This is a genomic window from Janthinobacterium breve (genome assembly GCF_051380895.1).
GTDB lineage: Bacteria > Pseudomonadota > Gammaproteobacteria > Burkholderiales > Burkholderiaceae_D > Janthinobacterium.
In genome coordinates this window covers 1-18632 of record NZ_JBNYXY010000008.1, presented here as the reverse complement: position 1 = coordinate 18632, position 18632 = coordinate 1, and the positions used below count along the sequence as shown (strand labels likewise).

Annotated in this window: 19 protein-coding genes; 12 read left to right on the top strand and 7 right to left on the bottom strand. The window is 62.8% G+C overall.

All coding sequences use genetic code 11. The features are described 5' to 3' along the window. Positions 1–24 precede the first annotated feature (24 nt). From flgF to ACQ4W0_RS16525, 9 genes are all read left to right on the top strand, one after another. On the top strand, positions 25–753 hold the full coding sequence (gene flgF / locus ACQ4W0_RS16565; protein ID WP_436577731.1) for a flagellar basal-body rod protein FlgF: 729 nt from the start codon (positions 25–27) through the stop codon (positions 751–753). Positions 754–785: 32 nt separating this feature from the next. Continuing rightward, complete coding sequence (gene flgG, locus ACQ4W0_RS16560; RefSeq protein ID WP_426088082.1) at positions 786–1574, top strand: flagellar basal-body rod protein FlgG; 789 nt, start codon at positions 786–788, stop codon at positions 1572–1574. After that, positions 1574–2248, top strand: coding sequence for a flagellar basal body L-ring protein FlgH (gene flgH, locus ACQ4W0_RS16555; protein WP_436577730.1), 675 nt, complete (start codon positions 1574–1576; stop codon positions 2246–2248). The genes flgG and flgH overlap by 1 nt, the downstream gene beginning before the upstream one ends. A 9-nt stretch (positions 2249–2257) precedes the next feature. Continuing rightward, the gene (locus tag ACQ4W0_RS16550) at positions 2258–3370 is read left to right on the top strand and encodes a flagellar basal body P-ring protein FlgI (protein WP_436577729.1); all 1113 of its coding nucleotides are present in this window, start codon (positions 2258–2260) and stop codon (positions 3368–3370) included. Then, positions 3370–3762 (top strand): rod-binding protein, encoded by a 393-nt coding sequence (locus ACQ4W0_RS16545; RefSeq protein WP_436577728.1) that lies wholly within the window; start codon positions 3370–3372, stop codon positions 3760–3762. The genes ACQ4W0_RS16550 and ACQ4W0_RS16545 overlap by 1 nt, the downstream gene beginning before the upstream one ends. 81 nt (positions 3763–3843) lie before the next feature. Beyond that, a complete protein-coding gene (gene flgK / locus ACQ4W0_RS16540) occupies positions 3844–5205 on the top strand; it encodes a flagellar hook-associated protein FlgK (RefSeq protein WP_436577727.1) in 1362 nt (453 codons plus the stop codon). Positions 5206–5215: 10 nt separating this feature from the next. Then, positions 5216–6127 carry a flagellar hook-associated protein FlgL gene (gene flgL / locus ACQ4W0_RS16535; RefSeq protein WP_436577726.1) on the top strand — a complete coding sequence of 304 codons (912 nt, stop codon included), beginning with the start codon at positions 5216–5218 and terminating at the stop codon, positions 6125–6127. A gap of 5 nt (positions 6128–6132) precedes the next feature. Beyond that, positions 6133–7176, top strand: a complete 1044-nt coding sequence (locus tag ACQ4W0_RS16530) for a hypothetical protein (protein ID WP_436577725.1) — start codon at positions 6133–6135, stop codon at positions 7174–7176. A gap of 148 nt (positions 7177–7324) precedes the next feature. Next, entirely contained in the window at positions 7325–8425 is a 1101-nt protein-coding gene (locus ACQ4W0_RS16525; protein WP_436577724.1) for a glycosyltransferase family 9 protein, read from the top strand. On the opposite strand, the gene ACQ4W0_RS16520 is transcribed toward ACQ4W0_RS16525, so the two are convergent. The 3 genes from ACQ4W0_RS16520 to ACQ4W0_RS16510 all read right to left on the bottom strand — a co-directional run bounded on the left by ACQ4W0_RS16520 (position 8410) and on the right by ACQ4W0_RS16510 (position 12139). Further along, entirely contained in the window at positions 8410–10581 is a 2172-nt protein-coding gene (locus tag ACQ4W0_RS16520) for a putative bifunctional diguanylate cyclase/phosphodiesterase (RefSeq protein ID WP_436577723.1), read from the bottom strand. The two genes, ACQ4W0_RS16525 and ACQ4W0_RS16520, sit on opposite strands and share 16 nt — an antisense overlap. A gap of 120 nt (positions 10582–10701) precedes the next feature. After that, positions 10702–11556, bottom strand: a complete 855-nt coding sequence (locus ACQ4W0_RS16515) for a DUF5672 family protein (protein ID WP_436577722.1) — start codon at positions 11554–11556, stop codon at positions 10702–10704. Positions 11557–11695: 139 nt separating this feature from the next. Then, positions 11696–12139 carry a hypothetical protein gene (locus ACQ4W0_RS16510; RefSeq protein ID WP_436577721.1) on the bottom strand — a complete coding sequence of 148 codons (444 nt, stop codon included), beginning with the start codon at positions 12137–12139 and terminating at the stop codon, positions 11696–11698. Positions 12140–12321: 182 nt separating this feature from the next. Here ACQ4W0_RS16510 and ACQ4W0_RS16505 point away from each other — a divergent pair, with 182 nt between their 5' ends. After that, the gene (locus ACQ4W0_RS16505; RefSeq protein WP_436577720.1) at positions 12322–12801 is read left to right on the top strand and encodes a PACE efflux transporter; all 480 of its coding nucleotides are present in this window, start codon (positions 12322–12324) and stop codon (positions 12799–12801) included. On the opposite strand, the gene ACQ4W0_RS16500 is transcribed toward ACQ4W0_RS16505, so the two are convergent. From ACQ4W0_RS16500 to ACQ4W0_RS16490, 3 genes are all read right to left on the bottom strand, one after another. Then, positions 12765–13658 (bottom strand): LysR family transcriptional regulator, encoded by an 894-nt coding sequence (locus tag ACQ4W0_RS16500; protein WP_436577719.1) that lies wholly within the window; start codon positions 13656–13658, stop codon positions 12765–12767. The genes ACQ4W0_RS16505 and ACQ4W0_RS16500 overlap by 37 nt on opposite strands. A 124-nt stretch (positions 13659–13782) precedes the next feature. Further along, positions 13783–14532 (bottom strand): YcbK family protein, encoded by a 750-nt coding sequence (locus ACQ4W0_RS16495; protein WP_436577718.1) that lies wholly within the window; start codon positions 14530–14532, stop codon positions 13783–13785. Between the two features lie 99 nt (positions 14533–14631). After that, positions 14632–15468, bottom strand: coding sequence for an EAL domain-containing protein (locus ACQ4W0_RS16490; protein WP_436577717.1), 837 nt, complete (start codon positions 15466–15468; stop codon positions 14632–14634). 234 nt (positions 15469–15702) lie between these two features. Between ACQ4W0_RS16490 and ACQ4W0_RS16485 the strand changes: the two genes are divergently transcribed. After that, positions 15703–16527, top strand: a complete 825-nt coding sequence (locus ACQ4W0_RS16485; RefSeq protein ID WP_436577716.1) for a class II glutamine amidotransferase — start codon at positions 15703–15705, stop codon at positions 16525–16527. Positions 16528–16593: 66 nt separating this feature from the next. Here ACQ4W0_RS16485 and ACQ4W0_RS16480 read toward each other — a convergent pair whose 3' ends face one another. Continuing rightward, positions 16594–17124, bottom strand: coding sequence for a GNAT family N-acetyltransferase (locus tag ACQ4W0_RS16480; RefSeq protein ID WP_436577715.1), 531 nt, complete (start codon positions 17122–17124; stop codon positions 16594–16596). Positions 17125–17425: 301 nt separating this feature from the next. Here ACQ4W0_RS16480 and ACQ4W0_RS16475 point away from each other — a divergent pair, with 301 nt between their 5' ends. Beyond that, a complete protein-coding gene (locus ACQ4W0_RS16475) occupies positions 17426–18481 on the top strand; it encodes a sulfate ABC transporter substrate-binding protein (RefSeq protein WP_436577714.1) in 1056 nt (351 codons plus the stop codon). The last annotated feature ends 151 nt before the right edge of the window (positions 18482–18632 follow it).

The window sequence follows — 18632 nt, the reverse complement described above, 5'->3', positions numbered from 1 at the left end:
CACGATACGCAAAGGTAAAGAGCAATGGATGCGCTGATTTATACCGCCATGAGCGGGGCCGACCGTGCCCTGCGGGCACAGCAGGTACACGCCAACAACCTGGCCAATATCGAGACGGGCGGCTTTCGCGCCAACCTGGAAGTGTCCACTGCCCAGCCGCTGCAAAACGGCTATGGCTACGACGACCGCCACATGACGCAGACGCAGTCGAGCGCCGTCGGCACGCGCACGGGCGCCATCAAGGAAACGGGACGCGATCTCGACGTGGCCATCACGGGCAACGGTTTTCTCGCGGTGCAATGGCAAAACGGCGAGGCCTACACGCGCGCCGGCGCCATGGACCTCGATGAAACGGGCGCGCTGACCCTCAACGGCCGGCCGGTGCTGGGTGAAGGCGGTCCCATCACGATTCCCGAGCATACCAGCCTGTCGATCGGCGCCGATGGCACGATTTCCATCCAGGTGCCGGGCACCGCGCAAATGCAGACCGTCGACAAGCTCAAGCTGGTCAACGCCGAAGCGGGAGAACTGACCAAGAACGAGGCTGGGCTGATCGTGGCGCGCAGCGGCGAAGACTTGCAGGCTGACCCGACGGTACGCCTGCGCGACCGCCACCTGGAAGGCAGCAACGTCTCGGCCGTCGAGGAAATGGTCGCCACCATGAGCCTGAACCGCAGTTTCGAGATGCAGATGAAAGTATTCAAGGCCAGCGATTCCATGACGGAATCAGGCAACCGCCTGCTGGGCGCCTAAGCCCAACGCCAATCAATTACTAGGAGCAACACATGAATCCAGCAATGTGGATCAGCAAGACTGGCGTGCAGGCACAAGATGCCAAATTGCAAGCCATCGCGAATAACCTGGCCAACGTCAATACGGTGGGTTTCAAACGCGACCGCGTCGTCTTCGAAGACCTGTTTTACCAGGTCGAGCAGCAGCCGGGCACGCAGCGCGCCGACAACACCCTCTCGCCATCGGGCGTACAGCTGGGTAACGGCACGCATATGGTGGGCACGCAAAAGGTATTTACCACCGGCAGCCTGCAAACGACGAGCCGCGAATTTGACGTCGCCATCACCGGCAACGGCTTTTTGCAAGTGCTGCGCCCGAACGGCGAAGCGGCCTACACGCGCGCCGGCCAGTTGAGCCTGAATGAAAATGGCGTGATGGTCAACGCCCAGGGCTTGCCCCTGGTGCCGCAGATCACCGTGCCGAACAATGCCACGGCGATCACCATCGGCGAAAACGGCATGGTCACGGCCACCGTGCCGGGCAATGTCAACGGCACCCAACTGGGCCAGCTGAACCTCTCCAGCTTTATCAACCCGACCGGCTTGCTGGCACTGGGTGAAAACCTGTTCCAGGAAACGGCATCGAGCGGCACGCCGACGGAAGGCCGTCCCGGCGAAGGTGCACTGGGTAAATTGAAGCAGTTCGCGCTGGAAGGCTCGAACGTGCAGGTGGTCGAAGAGATGGTCGACATGATCGCTGCCCAGCGCACCTATGAAATGAACACCAAGGTGCTGTCGGCCGCCGACAATATGCTGCAATACCTGGCGCAAGCGGCACGCTGATGACAGTCGCCATGAAAGCCACGGCGGCCCTGCTGCTGGTGTTGCTGGCCGGTTGCGCCAGCCAGCCGGCCGCGCCGGTGGCGCCCAGCTTTTCCGACACGCCGCTACCAGTGGCGCCGCGCAGTGCGGCGCGCGGCGGCGTGGGCGGCGGCGTATTCAATCCCGATGCGGGCCTCGACCTGATCTCGGACAGCCGCGCCTTCCGCGTGGGCGACGTCGTCACGGTGGCCCTGCAGGAAACCACGCAGGCCAGCAAGAAGGCCGGCACTTCGTTCAACAAGGGTTCGTCCGTCGGTGTGAAGGCGGCCAACGTCCTCGGCAAGACCTTGCCCAAGACAGGCATCGACCTGTCGGCCGACCGCAACTTCGCCGGCGACTCGACCAGCACGCAGCAAAATGCGCTGTCCGGCGCCATCACCGTGATCGTGCAGGAAGTGCTGCCGAACGGCTTGCTGCGCGTGCAGGGCGAGAAAACGCTGACCCTGAACCAGGGCGAGGAATTCGTGCGCCTGCGCGGCTATCTGCGCGCGGCCGACATCGATTCCAACAACCAGGTCTCATCCCTGCGCATCGCCAATGCACAGATCGCTTATTCTGGTCAGGGCACCCTGGCCGAAGCCAATACACCAGGCTGGCTGACGCGCTTCTTCGTCGGCCCATGGATGCCGTTTTAAGGTGAGCTCATGAAATTTCGTTCCGCCCTGCCCCTGGCAGCCATGCTGGCCGTGCTCTCCGGCTTTGCCCTGCCCGCCAGCGCCGCGCAAGTGCTGCGCAACCTGGTCAGCATCGAGGGCGTGCGCGACAACCCGCTTGTCGGCTACGGCCTCGTCGTGGGCCTGAACGGCAGCGGCGACACCACCCAGGTAAAATTCTCCAGCCAGTCCGTGGTCAACATGCTCAAGCAGTTCGGCGTGAAGATGCCGGACGGCGCCGAAGCGAAAAGCAAGAACGTCGCCACCGTCATGGTCAGCGCCGTATTTCCACCAGGATACCGCCGTGGCCAGGCCATCGACGTCACCGTCTCGTCCCTGGGCGATGCGAAAAGCTTGCGCGGCGGCACCTTGCTGCTGACGCAATTGCGCGCAGCCGACAATGAAACGTATGCGCTGGCGCAAGGCAACGTGGTCGTCGGCGGCTTGAACGCCACCGGCAAGAGCGGCTCGTCCGTCACCGTCAACACGCCCACCTCGGGCCGCATTCCCAACGGCGCCAACATCGAGCGCGAGATTCTCAGCGACTTTTCCACCAAGCCTTCCGTCACCCTGAACCTGCGCCACCCGCATTTCGAGACGGCCATCAATATCGTCGAAGCCGTGAACCGCCGCTTTGGCGCCGTCGCCACCACGCGCGACGCCACCAGCGTAGACGTGCTGGCGCCGGAAAACCCGACCCAGCGCGTGGCTTTCATGGCCAAGCTGGAAGCGCTGACCGTCGATGTGGGTGTCGACACGCCGAAAGTGGTGTTCAATTCGCGCACCGGCACCGTGGTCATCGCCGAAGGCTTGCGCGTGAAAGCGGCCGCCGTCACGCACGGCTCGCTGAAGGTCGTCATTTCCGAGAGTTCCAACGTCAGCCAGCCGGCGCCGTTCGGCCGCGGCCAGACCACCGTCACGCCGCAATCGAAAGTGTCCGTCGACCAGGGAAATGGCAATATGTTCAAATGGCCGGCCGGCGCCAAGCTGCAATCCATCATCGACGTGGTCAACAGCCTGGGCGCCTCGCCCGATGACATCATGGCAATCTTACAAGCCCTGGACCAGGCCGGGGCCATCGAAGGCGAACTGGTGGTAATCTGATGATCAATATCAACGACAGCAGCAGCGCCCTGCCTTCGGCGCTGGACGACAAGACTCCCGCGGCGGCCGCGCCGGCCGATCCCCGCTACGCGGCCAAGGCCACCGAAGCGGCCGTCAAGTTCGAAGCCTTCTTCATCTCGCACATGCTGCGCCAGATGCGTTCGGGCACGCGCGAGATGGCGGGCGAAGACAGCGTCTTCAAGGACCCCATCAACAGCGACATGCTGGAAATGGCCGACAACCTGGTGGCCGACAAGATGGCCGGCCAGCGCGCGTTCGGCATCGCCGACGCCATCCTGCGCCAGTTGCTGCCGGCGGCCGGCGCCCCCGTGGCAGCCGGTAGCGCTGCCAAAACCGACAATATTGCAGCGCCGCTTAATAAATCCCTCTGAAGCGTCGCCTGTACAAGGTAACAACGATTCAATGCCTGCTCACCCGCACGCGCCACTCTCTTCACGAAAGAAAATTGCCCAATGAGCATCATCAGCAATGCATTGTCAGGCAGCATCGCCGCCCAGGCCGCACTCAATGCGGCCAGCCAGAACATCGCCAACCTGCAAACGGCGGGCTACACGCGTCAGGGCGTGCTGTTGTCCTCGCTTGGCGCGAGCGTGGGTGTGCGCTCGGCCGGCAATGGCGTGGAAGTGTCGGCCCTGCTGCGCTTTGCCGATGCTTATAAAAGCCAGCAAATGTGGCGTGCCGCGTCCGATCAGGGCGCCCGTGCACAGACCCAGCCTTACCTGACGCAGCTCGAGCGCGTGATGGGTGACGATGCCTCCAGCATCAGCAACGGCATCGACGGCTTTTTCGCCGCCCTCAACGCGGCCGCCGTCGACCCGACGTCGACGCCGCTGCGCCAGCAGATCGTCACCTCCGCCGACGCCATGGCGCAACGTTTCAACAGCATCAGCACCGTCATGAGCAACCAGCTGCTGTCGGTGCAGCAGCAACGCACAGCGATCGTGCCGCAAGCCAATACGACCCTGGCCAATATCGCCGCGCTGAACCAGCGCATCAGCACCTCCACCGCCTCGGGCACGAATGTGTCGTCGCTGATGGATGCGCGCGACCAGCTGATCGATGGCCTGGCCTCGCAAATGGGCATCGAAGTGCTCGATCAGCCGGACGGCTCGCGCAATGTCTCGCTGAAATCGGGCCAGCCGCTGGTCATCGGCAGCATTGCCGGCACCCTCAGCAGCAACATGACGAACACGGGTGAACAAACCTTGAGCCTCGACTTCGCCAAGTCGACATATACCCTCGATCCGGTGGCCATCGGCGGCCAGATGGGCGGCCTGGGCGAATTCGAGCAAAATACACTGAAACCGCTGCAGCAGTCGCTGCAAGACATGGCCACGCAGTTAACCGCCAAGGTCAACGCGCAGCTGGCCCTGGGCAAGACCATGGCCGGAGCCGCTGGCGGCCCCCTGCTGGTCTACGCGAACGGCAAGCTGGGTATTACTCCCGGCTTTAACGCCAAGGACCTGGCCCTGTCGCTGACGGGCGCCGCTGGCGACAGCGGCAACTTGCAGAAATTGATCGATATCAAGAATGAGCCCATCACCGTCAGCTGGGTGGGCTCGGTCCTGATGAGCGACGCCGACACGCAACTCGTCGGCAAGCTGGGCATCTACAGCCAGCAGAACCAGTCCCTGCTGAAAACGTCCAACACCGTGCGCGCGCAAGCCATTGACGACTGGAAATCCACCAGCGGCGTGAACAAGGACGAGGAAGCGATGAATCTGGTCGAATTCCAGAATATGTATCAGGCAAACATGAAAGTCATTTCCGTGGCGAAAACCTTGTTTGATGCCACTTTGCAAATGATGGGTTAAGGAGAAGATCATGCGTGTCGCCACCAGCCAGTACCAATCGCTGATTAATATTTCCCTTCAGCAAAATCAGGAACGCATCAATTACCTGACCCAACAGATGTCCTCGGGCCTGCGCATCCAGCTGCCATCGGACGATCCGATCGGCAATGTGCGCATTTCGCGCCTGACGCGCGAGCAAGCCATGGTCACCCAGTACAAGGACAATATTGCCACGGTGAAAGTGCGCCTGCTGAAAAACGAAAACTACCTGTCGAGCATGGTCACCGACATGGGCCAGGCGCGCGACCTGCTGGTATGGGCCGCCGACGGCAGCAATACGCCCGGCGACCTGAATGCGATGACGCAATCGCTGACCGCCATGCGCGACAGCGTGCTGTACACGGCCAACCTGAAGGACCAGGAAGGCCGCTACATGTTTTCCGGCACCGCCACCGACCTGCCGCCCATCAAGTACGACCCGACCGCGGCTCCCGGCTCGCGTTACAGCTACGTAGGCAATACCGACACGCAGAACGTAGTGGTGGGCAATGGCGTGACGCAGGCCGCCAACGTCGACGTGAAAAACCTCGAAGTGTGGCTGAACAAGATCGACCAGGTCATCAGCAGCCTCAGCACGCCAGGCGTCAGCCCGAATGACCCGGCCGTGCGCGCCATCGTCAACGACGGCCTGGGCGGCACCGATGACGGCATGGATTTACTCTCCGGCAAGATCGCCATCTTTGGCGGCGCGCAAAACATCCTCACTACGCTCTCCGGCAACCTGGCCAACGTCTCGCTGTCGAACGACATGGCCTTGTCCGATTTGAAGAAGACCGACATGGGCGCGGCCGCCATCGACCTGAACGGCTACCAGACGGCCTTGCAGGCCACATACAAGGCGTACGCCAAGGTGGGCAACCTTTCCCTGTTTGATCTTCTCTGACCATCATGCAAATCGTTCAGACCTCTTCCTCTTCCTGCGTTGCCGCCAAAGGCGCCGGCACAGCCCGCGTCGTCGATGACGCGTCCGCTGCCCTCAATGGCAGCGCCAGCGCGCGCAGCGAGGCGCCGGCAGCGAGGAGTTCGACGGCGAGTCTGAAGCGCGGCCTGAGCAACTGGGATCACCAGTTGCAGGGAGAAATTTCCAACGCGCAGCAAACGCTCGATTACCTGGAACGCAGCAGCAGTCAGCTGCAAGCGCTGAAAAGCGAGCTGGCGGCCAAGCTGGCCGCGCGCCAGGGCCGCGAAGGGCAAGTGGAAGCGCGCGTACGCCAGTTCAGCAATACCTGGCGCCAGCGCGCCAGCGCCTCGGGCGGCACGCTCGATGCACAGCTCAGCTATACCAGCCCGCAGGCGGCACAGCAGAACTTCAGCATCCGCGGCCTGACCATGGCCAGCCTGCAGGAAGGACCGCAGGAAGTGCTGGCGTTTTCCGTCGGCGGCGCGAACCAGGCCTTGCGCTCGGTAAATATCGAACCGGGCCTGAGCGAGAGCGAAATCGTGTCCCGCTTCGACCGCGCACTCATGCCGTCAGGCATCGGCGTCAAGCTGGGCGAGAATGGCGAGCTGGTGTTCAGCACGTCGGAAGCCGGCTGGGCCAACGTGCGCGACAGCCTGTCCGTGCGCGGCAGCGGCATCCGCTATCCAACCGGCCAGATGAGCCGCGTGCGCACGGATGCGGAACCGGCCGCCATCGCCCCGGAAGAATGGCATACCGGCGACGTGGAAGCCTTGCGCGCCACCTTGCAGCAAGTGGTGCAGGCGCTGGCGCAGTTGCAGGCGGCGCGCAGTTCCGTCAGCCTGGCCCTGGCGCAAGCGACGGGACGGGTCGCCCGCGCACAACCGGTGCAAGTGAGCGTCAGCATGGATACCTTGGCGGAAAACTTCACGGAAAAGGCCAGCCAGCCCGGCTATGAATCGCTGCTGGCGATCAGCTCGGCGCTCGTCGGCATCAGCCGCGAGCGCGTCGTCGCCCTGCTTGGCCTGGAATAAGCCTTTTCCCGCCTGCGCTGCCTTGGCAGGCGCAGCAATAGTGGGGCACGGCCCCTAGCTCAAGACGGTGGAAATCCGTAAGATGCTGCTGTCGCTTGCTGATTCACCAATATGCCAGCGCATCCCGTCATCCACCTTCGGAGTTCCCTTGATAAAAACCGCCGCCCGGCTGATCAGTTACGCCCTGCTGGGCAAATCCGACAAGCAGCCCCTCGATATTGCCAAGGTGCGCAAGGTATTGATTTTGCGCAACGATAAAATCGGCGACATGATCGTCACCTCGGCACTGCTGCGCGAGCTGAAAAAAAACTATCCGCACTGGCAGATCGACGTGGCAGCCAGCAGCGCCAACCGCGACATCATCGCCGATAATCCGCATGTGAGCGACATCCTCATCTGGGACAAGCAGCCGCTGCTGCGCGACTTGCGCAGCACCATCGCCGAGCTGCGCCGGCGCCGCTACGACGTCATTTTCAACCCCTACAACCGTTTTTCGATTCCCTTGCTGCTGCGCATCAAATGGCTTGGTGCGCGCTATTTGACGGGCTTTGCCATTCCCAAATACGGCACCTCGACAGCCAATCTGGGCATGTTCGACCATACCGTACCCTGCGACCGCAGCCGCCACATCCTGCACAGCTTTTTCGCCACCTTCGAGCAATTTCCCCTGCGCGACGTCGACCTGCGCTATGAACTGTTCGGCGTCGATGCGCACGCGGCACAGGTCGACGTCGCCTGCGACACCCTGCTGCGCACCTATGAGGGCTTGTTCTGCCTTAATTTCCACGGCAGCAATGCGCAACGCACGGTCAGCGTGGCCGACGCCCAGCGCTGCTGCGCAGCCCTGGCGGCACGTTATCCGCGCCATGCACTGCTGGTGATCGCCGCACCGGGCACCGAGGCGCGCGCCGCCGAGATCGTGGACGGTGCCGGCCATGCCAACGTGATGGCCGCGCCACCCACCGGCCACATCCTGGCGCTGGCGGCCCTGATCTGCCGCTGCGAACTGGTGCTGTCGCCCGACACCTCGGTGATCCACATCGCCTCGGCGTATGACAAGAAAATCGTCGGCTACTACATCCGCACCGATAACTATCGCTGGTTTTATCCGGCCAGCCGCCATTACCGCGTCATCCTGGCACCGGGCCTGACGCTGGACAAGGTCAGCGCCGCCGAGACCCTGGCTGCCGTGGAACAGCTGATGGAAGGCGATGGACCGGCGCAGGCGACCGTTCAGGCAGCCGGCTGAGCCGCCAGCAGGCGGTCCATCTGCCCTGCCGGCAACGCGCGGGAAAAGAAATACCCCTGCGCATAATCGCAACCGGCAGCGCGCAGCAGATCGCGCTGCGATGCCGTCTCCACGCCTTCGGCCACGACTTTCAGGCCCAGCCGCTGCGCCAGCCCGATGAGCGCCACGCACAGGCCCTGCCCGGCATCATCGCGCCCCAGTTCGCCCACCAGAGAACGGTCAATCTTGAGAAAGTCGATATCGGCCGTTTTCAGGCACGCGAGCGACACCTGGCCGCGGCCGAAATCATCGAGCGCCAGCGCCAGGCCCATGGCGCGGAACTGGCGCAGGCGCTCGACCACCTGGCGCGCCTCGTCGAGCAACACCGCTTCCGTTGTTTCGATGACGATGGCGCCCGGCGCCAGGCCCTGACGCGCCAGGTGCCCGCCCCAATCCTGGTACAGCGCGGCGTCGCAGCGAAATTCCACGGCCGACTTGTTGATGTTGATCTGGAACGCGGCGCCATGCTCGTCTTGCCACTGCCGCGCCTGGCGCACGACCTGGCGAAACACCCATTCGCCTATATCGATGATCAAGCCGTTCGCCTCGGCAAAGGCGATGAAATCGGCGGGCAGCAGCAAGCCGCGCAGCGGATGACGCCAGCGCAGCAGCGCCTCGGCCCGCTCGATGACGCCATCGCGCAGGCGGATGATGGGCTGGTAATGCACTTCGAACTGGTCCTGCACCAGTGCCAGACGCATCTCGCGCACCGTGTTGCGGCGCAATTCGGCCGCCTGCTGCAAGGCCGGCGTGAAATAGCTGTAGCCGTTGCGCCCCGCACTCTTGGCCGCATACATGGCCTGGTCGGCATGCCGCAGCAAGGTATCCGGCGCCTCGGCATCGGCCGGATAGAGCGCCACGCCCACGCTGGCCGACACTTGCGCCGTGTCGCCGTCGAGCATGAAAGGCAGGGCCAGCGCCGCCGTCAGTTCCTGCAGCACGCGCTCGATGCCGCCCAGCTGCCCCACGCCGGCCAGGATGACGGTGAACTCGTCGCCCCCCAGGCGCGCGACGGTATCGGTGGCGCGCACGCGTTCGCTGATGCGCCGCGCCGCCTGGCGCAGCAGCATGTCGCCCTTCTCGTGGCCCAGGCGGTCATTCACCTGCTTGAAATGGTCGAGGTCGATGAACAGCAGGGCCAGGCAAGCGCCTTCGCGCCTGGCGTGGTGCGCCTCGTGTTGCAACCGGTCGAGAAACATGTGGCGGTTCGGCAAGCCCGTCAGCTGGTCGAAATTGGCTTGCCGCCAGATGCGCTCGGACGCTGCGCGCTGCGCCGTGATGTCGCTGACCAGCGCCAGCGCACCCAGATAGGTGCCGCCGGATTCGAAGATGGGATTGGTGGCCAGCGTGGCCCACAGGGTGCTGCCGTCACGCCGCAGGAACTTGAATTCATGGCTTTCGGCAATGCCATCCTGGCGCCGCGCAATGTTGCGCTCCAGGATGGCGCGTCCCTCGTCATCCATGAAGGCCGCCAGCGGCTGGCCCAGCATATCCTCGATCTGGCAGCCCAGCATCTGCGCCATCTTCGGATTGACAAAGCTGGTCAACGCCTGCGCATCGATTTCCCAGATTCCCTCCTCGGCACTGTGCACGATGCGCCGGAAGCGTTCTTCGCTGCGTTCAAGCGCCGCCAGCTTGCCCTCGGCCTGCTCCAGCACCAGGCGCAGCGCCTGGCCATTCGGGTCGGCGCTGCCCAGCAGGCTGACGGGCAAGCCGGCCTCGGGCGCGCCGGGACGGGACCGCAACTGCACCTGCAGCTGAATGCGCTCGGGCTCGCTGCTATTGAGCACGCGCTGCACGAACTGCTCGTAATCGTGGCGGAACGCCTCGTGGATAAAGGAACGGAACAGCACGTGGCCGGGCCGTTCCCGCGGCAGGCCGAACAGCTCGGCCGCCACCAGATTGACTTGCAGGATCACACCATCGAGACCCAGCACGAAATAGGCGACGGGCGCCAGCAGGTATAAATCGTTGAAATAGGCTTGCTCGCGTTCGGCCTTCACCCGTTCCGGGCTGAAGACGCCATCGTCAAGCAGGGGCGCGGCATGCTGCGACATGCCGTCGTGGCAGCGCGGAGAGGAATCCGGAGCAGGTACCGCTTGCGGTGGTGTATCCATGGCTGTCCTTGGCACTGCCGCCCTGGCAAGCAGGTGGGTGCAGTAGCGAGACTAGCATGCGCAATGCGCGGTGTCGAGCGATGCATGCCGGTATACCACTTTCACCACAGGCGCGGGCCGTCAGGACAGCTGCGCCGGCAGCGCAGCGGCGCGCGAGCGGCCACGCGTGAGCGCATGCCAGCCGGCGCGCAAGGCAAGCAGGCAGGCATCGGCGAACATGGGGGCGCCACCGTTGAGGCGCCGGCGCAAGACGTGTACCGCCATCCGGTAGCGGCCGGAACCATACAGCTGCTTGACCAGCCTGCGCACGGCCGATGCATGCATCATGGCATCGTCGCACAGCAGCAAGTAGTCGCGCAACGCCACGTCGTCCAGCACCCGGCCAAAGTTGAAAAAACCATGGAAGCCGAACGTGGGACCGGTGGGCGCAACGCATTCGAAAGCGAAGCTGGAGGCCAGGCTGGCACCGGCAAAGCGCACGCCAAAATCCTCGCGCAACTGCTCGCCATGCAACTCACAGATCGCGTAGTCCTCGGGATGGGCTCGCATGATGGCCAGTTGTGGCAAGACCTCGTACAGGCGCCGCGATCGCAGCGAAAAGCCGCCATTGCCGACGGCCACCGGGCGATGCGACCACGGTGCGCCTATGTAATCACAGTCCAGGAAAGCACTTTGCCATTGACGTGCATCCACGATGAAACTGTCCCACTGCATGATGAGCACGTGCGTGCCGCTGAAATGGGCGCCCAGCTCATGCACCATGAATGCCGAATACGCCTCCACGCTGTCGATGGGCGCGACCAGCACCTGGCGTATATGCGGGGGCAAGTCATGCAGGCGGGAAGTGAACAGCAGGCATTCCTTGAAATCGGCGCCGGCCAGGCAGCGCTCGATGGCAAAACTGGCCAGCTCGGGATAACGCGTTTCCACGCACACCAGGCTGATGTTGCGGAGGTCCAGCTTGTCATTATGCATCGCAGGCTTTTCATCGGAGTGTACGGCGGAAGGCATGCCAGGCGCGGGCATGGCATATTTTGCAACGCCCGCATCATACAGCGCAAACCGGGGCCGGACAAGGGGCATGCCCGCCCGCCCCCACCGCCGCGCGAACGGTTCAGCGGCCCATGCGGTGTCGGCGCAAGCCGAAATCATGGCCCACCACCAGCAAGGTGCTGGCCACCAGGCTGGACAGACCCACGATCAGCTGGATCAGCTTGTCGTCAGGCAAGATCCACAACGACGAGTCCGGCGCCTCGCAGCCCGTCGCCGCACTGATGAGGGGCGAGACCCAGGCCGCGTCCGGCGTCACGTCCAGCACGACGGCGCCGTCGGCGCTGGTCTGCATATAGATGTCGCCCCCTTCGGCCAGGGTAAAACAGATGCCCACGCCCGTTTCCGTGGCGCGGATATTGTCCTGCATGCTGCGGTTATGCTCCTCGATCCACACTTCCACGTCGTACGGCGTTTCCAGGTGCTCCCACGGACGGGAACGGAAACGGGGACGTTCGTCCGAGCTGGCTGGGGTGTCGGGGATGTTGCTGTCTGCTGCGCCTTGCATGCTCGTTGGCCTCTTCTGCGGTGATACGGCGGGACCGGTTGTCCGCCAGCCGCCATTATCCACCGTTCGCCGCCAGCCTGGTATTGCTGGCACACACCCATCAGAAAAACTGATGGCTATTAACTTTTAACATCAGAACACCTGACTTAAAATAGCCGCCATCTCTTCTTTACAGGCTTTACATGCAAGGCATCAAACGCAAAATCGTCTACGTCACCGCCTTTGAAATCATCGGCATGGCCATTTCCACGGCCTGGCTGACCCTGCTTTCGGGCGAATCGCCCACCAGCACGGGCCCGCTCGCGATCATGATCACCACCATCGCCGTGATCTGGAATCTGCTCTACAACACGGCCTTCGAGTACTGGGAAATCCGCCAGGTGTCGCGCACGCGCACCGTCTGGCGCCGCATCCTGCATGCGATCGGCTTCCAGATCACCCTGGTCATCTACCTGATCCCGCTGATCGCCTGGTGGCTGAACATCAGCCTGTGGCAAGCCTTCGTACTGGACTTCGCCCTGATGCTGATCATCCCGTGCTACAGCTTCATCTTCAACTATTTCTTCGATGGCCTGTTCGGCGTGCCCCTGTCGGCGCAGCAGCCGAAGGAAGAACCGGCCGGACTTCAGGGTGCCGCTGCCGGTACCTCGCTCAGCAACTGAAGAAAGGACCGTGCCGCCATGCCCAGCGGCCGGTCCTTCATCCACACCAGGTGGATGGGCACGACCAGGCCATTGCCCGTATTCTTGAACGCCACGCGGCGCACCCGCCCCGCAGCCAGCGAGTGGGCGATGGCCGAGGCGGCAAAGTTGCCCCAGCCCAATCCCGCCTCCACCATCGCCAGCGCCATCGGCAAACTGTCCGTGCGCCAGTAGGACAGCCCCACCACAGGGCGCGCATCGGCCAGGTCCAGTTCGCGGCTGGCCACGATGATCTGGCGCAAATTCACCAATTCCTCGATATACAGGGGCCGCCCCGCCGCGCTGGGCGGATGCTGGGTGGAAATAATCGCCAGCAAGGCATCACTGCCTACCAGCTGGAACTGTTCCTCGTGATTGATGCGTCCGCCAGCGAAGGCCATGCAGGCGCTGATGCGGCCCCGGTGCAGCATGTCGAGCACATCGTCCTGCGGCGCCGTCAGCACCTCGATGTCGAGCAGCGGATGGCGCTGCGACAGCGCGCGCACGGCCGCCAGGAACGGTGCATGGTCGAGCTCGGCCGCGATGCCCAGCGAAATGCGGCTTTCCAGTCCCTGCGACAATTCCTGCACGTGCAGGTGCAACTGCTTCAACTGCTCAGCGATCAGGCGCGCGTGGGGAAGCAGCGCCATCGCGGCGGGCGTGGGCACGGCTTCGCGCGCGCCACGGTCGAACAGGGCGATGCCCAGTTCCGCCTCGATGTTGGCCATCGCCATACTGACGGCCGACGGCGCCCGCCGCAAGGCGCGCGCGGCGGCCGAGAACGAGCCGCCATCGACGACGGCCAGGAACAGTTCGATGTTATGGCTGGACAGTTTCATGGAGTGGGAAAGGGTGGCACTTGTTGACGCGCCGACGGTCAAATCGGCAATGACCGGAGCCAATATGCCTCATCCACTGCCCTACCGCTGCGGCGGCTATATGGCGCTTGCCCGGCGTGGGCGTTTACCCTTTCCAGGTGCGCTGAAGGCCGGTATCGGCATGGATCCAGCCGCCACGGGGGCCGGAGCGGTAATAGAAGCCCACGCCGCCCTGCTTGAAGCTGCGCACCAGGGAACCGAGCACTTCCGCGTTCAGATTCGCCACGCGGATATCGGCGGCGCGGCCCGAGATGTGCAGCGACTGGCGCGCGGCCGGCACGCCCGCTTCGCGCAACTTGCTGTTCGATTCGGCCGTGCGGTAGCCCGACAGAATCTCCAGCGGCTGCTCGATGCCGTAGCGGGCCACGAATGCTTGCGTGCCCCACAGGGTTTCCAGCAGTTTCGGGTCGATGGGCGCCGTCTTCTTGCCGTTCACATCGCGCAGCAAGTGGCACAGTTCCTGGTAGGCAGAATCGATGACTTCGCCATCTTTCCAGTACAGCAGCCTGGCCTTTTCATTGCTGGCCGGGCGCACCACTTCCAGGGTGCGGGGCTTGAGCCAGAATTCCAGGTCCAACGCCTGCGCGTCGAAGATGTCGGGAGGCGGTTCCATCTCGGTGATGGCCTGGCGCGACTGCGAGGTGATCGAACGGTCGACGCTGGCCAGTTGCGTCGGCTGGGGCGGCACGCCCGTGCGCGGCGCGCGCGGCTTGGCGCTGGCCGAAGCCGAGGCGGGAGCGGCCGTGCGCGAGGCGCAGCCGATGAGCGGGGTGGCTACCAGGCCCAGCGCGGCCAGGCCCATACCGTGGTGTAGAAAATTTCTGCGCGATGCCATAGTCAGTCCAATTTAACGATGGGAATACTATAGCGTATTGTGCTGCGAAGAAAAACCCTCAATGCCTATCGTGTCGCCCTCATTTCCATGCATTTTGCTTCAGGCGGCAGCCGCGACGGAGACGGCGACCCCTTTCGCCTGCGCCAGCGCCGTCAGCGGCTTGTCCTGCAAATAGCCCTGGGCCACGATGGGCAAGCCCGTGAGGGCGGCGACGCGCTGCAGCGCGGCCAGCGCGGCCGGCGTGTCGAGGCGCTTGAAGATGACGCGAATTTTCGCCGCATGGCACAGGGTGACGAAGCTGGCGACGGCCTGCTCGTCGCTGAGGTTGCCCGCATCGAGCTTGAACGCATGCGGGTGCAAGCGCTCCAGCATACCTGTTGCCTCATGCACGCTGGCCACGTTGATGGCCAGGCGGAAACCGTTGCGCCGGTAATTGTCGGCCACATAATTGAGCAGCCAGCCCTGGTTCGGCGTCACCGTCGGCAATTGCAGCACGATGCGCTCGATGGGCAAGCCCAGCGCGTCGAGGATGCGCTGGAAGGCGTGGCCGTGATTGCTGCTGACGGCGCTCAACAGGCGGTCATGTACGTTCAGGTACAGGTCGGACTGCTCCGCTTCGCTCTGGCGGAAGAAATTGATCGCATGCAACATGCGGCACAAACGGTCCAGCTCCACCGATTCGTCGTCGCTGGCCGCATGGTCGAGCAAACGCCACAGCGACAAGCCCTCGTCCGCCTTCGACACGCTGCGCGCCAGCCCCTCGAACGCCACCAGCTTGCCGCTGCCCAGTTCGCGCAGCGGCTGGAAGGCGCTGGTCATGGTGCAATTGAAAAAGCGCCCCAGCGCCCTGCCCTCCCCGTCGAGCCAGACACTGGTGCCGGCCTGGGTTTGATGCGAAAGGCGGGCCAGGTAGTTTTTCAGGACGGGAAATGGCATGGATGCTCCTTCATAGGGCTGCGCCGGCATCCCTCATGGGGAGGACGGCGCCAAAGTGTGCAGAATAAGGCAGCGCAAACCAAAGGAGAACGAATGGTTTCGCCGTTTGATATGCGGCCAGCGAATAACAACACCGCAATGGACAGCGCATAACGATAGTCGGAAACATTCGTTCCAGCGACCTGCCCCGGCCTTTACTGTGGGCATGTACCGATATCATCAGGAAGGGCCGCCATGTGCCAGTTACTCGCAATGAACAGCAGCAAGCCGGCCGCGCTGGGATTTTCCTTTGCCGGTTTTGCCGAACGGGGTGGACGCACGGACGAGCACCGCGACGGCTGGGGCATCGCCTATCATTCCAGTAACGGCTGCACCTTGCTGACGGACCACCTGGCGGCCGTCGATTCGCCGCTGGCCGCCACCGTGCAGCAGCATCCCGTGAAGGCGAAAAACATCGTCGCGCACATCCGCAAGGCCACGCAGGGCCGCATCGCTCCGGAAAACACCCACCCGTTCGCCCGCGAACTGTGGGGCAAGACCTGGTCCTTCGCCCACAATGGCGACCTCAAAACGTGGCGCGCGCCCGCCAATGCCTATTACCGTGCCAGCGGCGACACGGACAGCGAACAGGCTTTCTGCCACCTGCTGGCCCGCTTGCGCACGCAGTTTCCCCTGGGTGTACCCGCGCGCGCCGCGTTGCGCGCCGCCATCGCCGAGGTCGCCACGGAGATCGCCGCGCACGGCAGCTTCAATTTCATCCTGTCGGACGGCGAACTGCTGTTTGCCCACTGTTCCACGCATCTGCACTATGTGATACGCGAATACCCGTTTTCCGTAGCGCAACTGATTGACTGCGAGCGCAGCATCGACTTTCGCCAGCACAACCATCTGGACGACCGCATCGCCGTCATCGCCACGCATCCGCTGACGCAAAACGAGGACTGGCTGGCGTTCGCGCCCGGCGAACTGAAACTGTTTGCCGGCGGCACCTTGCTGCAAGTGGATGATCGCGCGCAACAAGGCACGCAACAAGGCGTGTATATCCAGATCAGTTACTGAAGGGAAATAGTCAAAGGGAAGAAAAAGCCCGCCGCCGGATGGGCGGGCTGAAGTGCTGGAGGGCCGTCAGGCCGAATTGCAATTGCAAAAGCGCTTGCGCTTGGGGTCGCCGCTAGCGATGCCTGCGGGGTCAATCTGTTTCCAGCAAAAAATCGTTTCCACGCCATACGGCGAACGCACATTGCCCGCCTCGACATACCCCAGCTTGACGAAAAAGGCCTGACTGCTGGCCGTGCTGTGCAGTTGCAGGGCCTTGATGCCCCACTCGCGCGCCTGCGCTTCCAGCTGTTCCACCAGCGCCTTGCCGGCGCCCCGGCCTTGCGCCTCGGGCAGCAGGTAGCACAGGGCCAGCTTGCCGGCGCGCGTCAGCAAGCCGACGCCGACGACGGCGCCATGCTCGACTGCGACCAGCGAAAAATTGGTGGGCGACGCAAACCAGCACGCCACCATCTGCGGTGTTTTATTGCCCAGCCAGGCTTCAAGGATGGCCGGATCGTCCCGATGATCGAGGCTGCAGCATTCGACGATGGAGCGTCGTAATACATTGCACGCCTCGAAAGCGTCGGTCGATGTTGCAATACGAATTTCAAGACTCATGTACGCTCACAAAATATTCCAGTTGCCGATGCAGACGGTTTTACCCCTGTATCGAGCGATTCGACTATACACCAAGCGGCGCAATCAGGTTTTTTGCCGCACGCCACGAGCCGCTTTTGCCTATGACGCAATGCTTGCAGACTAAGTGCTGATGCGCACCTTGCCCACGAATGTTTCCAAAAATCGATATCTGTTTTTTAGCGTAAACGGGAATCAAGTCTAAGCATATTACGAAAAATTCGTTTCTTTTCCGGCCGGAATTTTAGACTATGACTGTCTATTCTCACAACAAGAGTTCAACATGCCCCATTCCAACGCCGTATCGACTGCCGCAACGACACTCACCCAACGCTCGCGCCGCTGGTTCCTGGCCAGCGCCCTGGCCGCTTCTGCTGCCGCCATGAGCCTGCCGATGACCGTCAGCGCCGCCGAACCCGTGGTCTTGCTGAATGCCTCGTACGACGTGATGCGCGAATTGTTCAAGGATGTGAATCCCGCTTTTATTGCTGATTGGAAAGCCAAAACGGGCGAAACCATCACCATCAAGCAGTCGCACGGCGGTTCCAGCAAGCAGGCGCGCTCCGTTGCCGATGGCCTGGAAGCGTCCGTCGTGACCATGAACCAGGCAAATGACATCGATATCCTCGTCGACCGCGGCCTGGTAGTGGCCGACTGGGCCAAGAAATTCCCGAACAATGCGGCGCCGTTTTACTCGACCATGGTGTATCTGGTGCGCAAAGGCAACCCGAAACAGATCAAGGATTGGGACGACCTGGCCAAGCCCGGCATCAAGGTCATCGTGCCGAACCCGAAAACCTCGGGCAATGGCCGCTACACCTACCTGGCGGCGTGGGGCTATGCCGTGAAAAAAGGCGGCAGCGAAGCGCAGGCGCGCGAACTGGTGACCAAGCTGTTCAAGAACGTACCCGTGCTCGACGGCGGCGGGCGCGGCGCCACCACCACCTTCACGCAACGTGAAATCGGCGACGTGCTGGTGACGTTTGAAAATGAAGTGCAACTGGTGCGCGCCGAATTCGGCGACAACTTCGAAGTGGTGTATCCAAGCATCTCCATCCTGGCCGAGTCGCCGGTGGCCGTCGTCGACAAAGTCGTCGACCGCCGCGGCATCCGCAAGGAAGCCACGGCCTACCTGCAATACCTGTACTCGGAACCGGGCCAGGAACTGGTCGCCAAGCACTACCTGCGCCCCCGTTCGGCCACGGTAGCGAAGAAATACGCGGCCAGCTTCAAGCCGATCACCCTGTTCACCATCGACGATGTGTTTGGCGGCTGGAAACAGGCGCAAAAGAAACACTTTGACGATGGTGGTGAATTCGATAAGATTTATCAGAAGTAATCTGCGCCGTATCAGCAAAAAACCGGGACATGTCCCTAATGCCGTTCAGTTAAGACTGAACGGCATTTTTATTTTCCGGCTTGTAAACGTCAGAAGAGCCTGTTAACCTGCGATACATGCTTGATGACGCGATGCATTTTTTGACAGAACA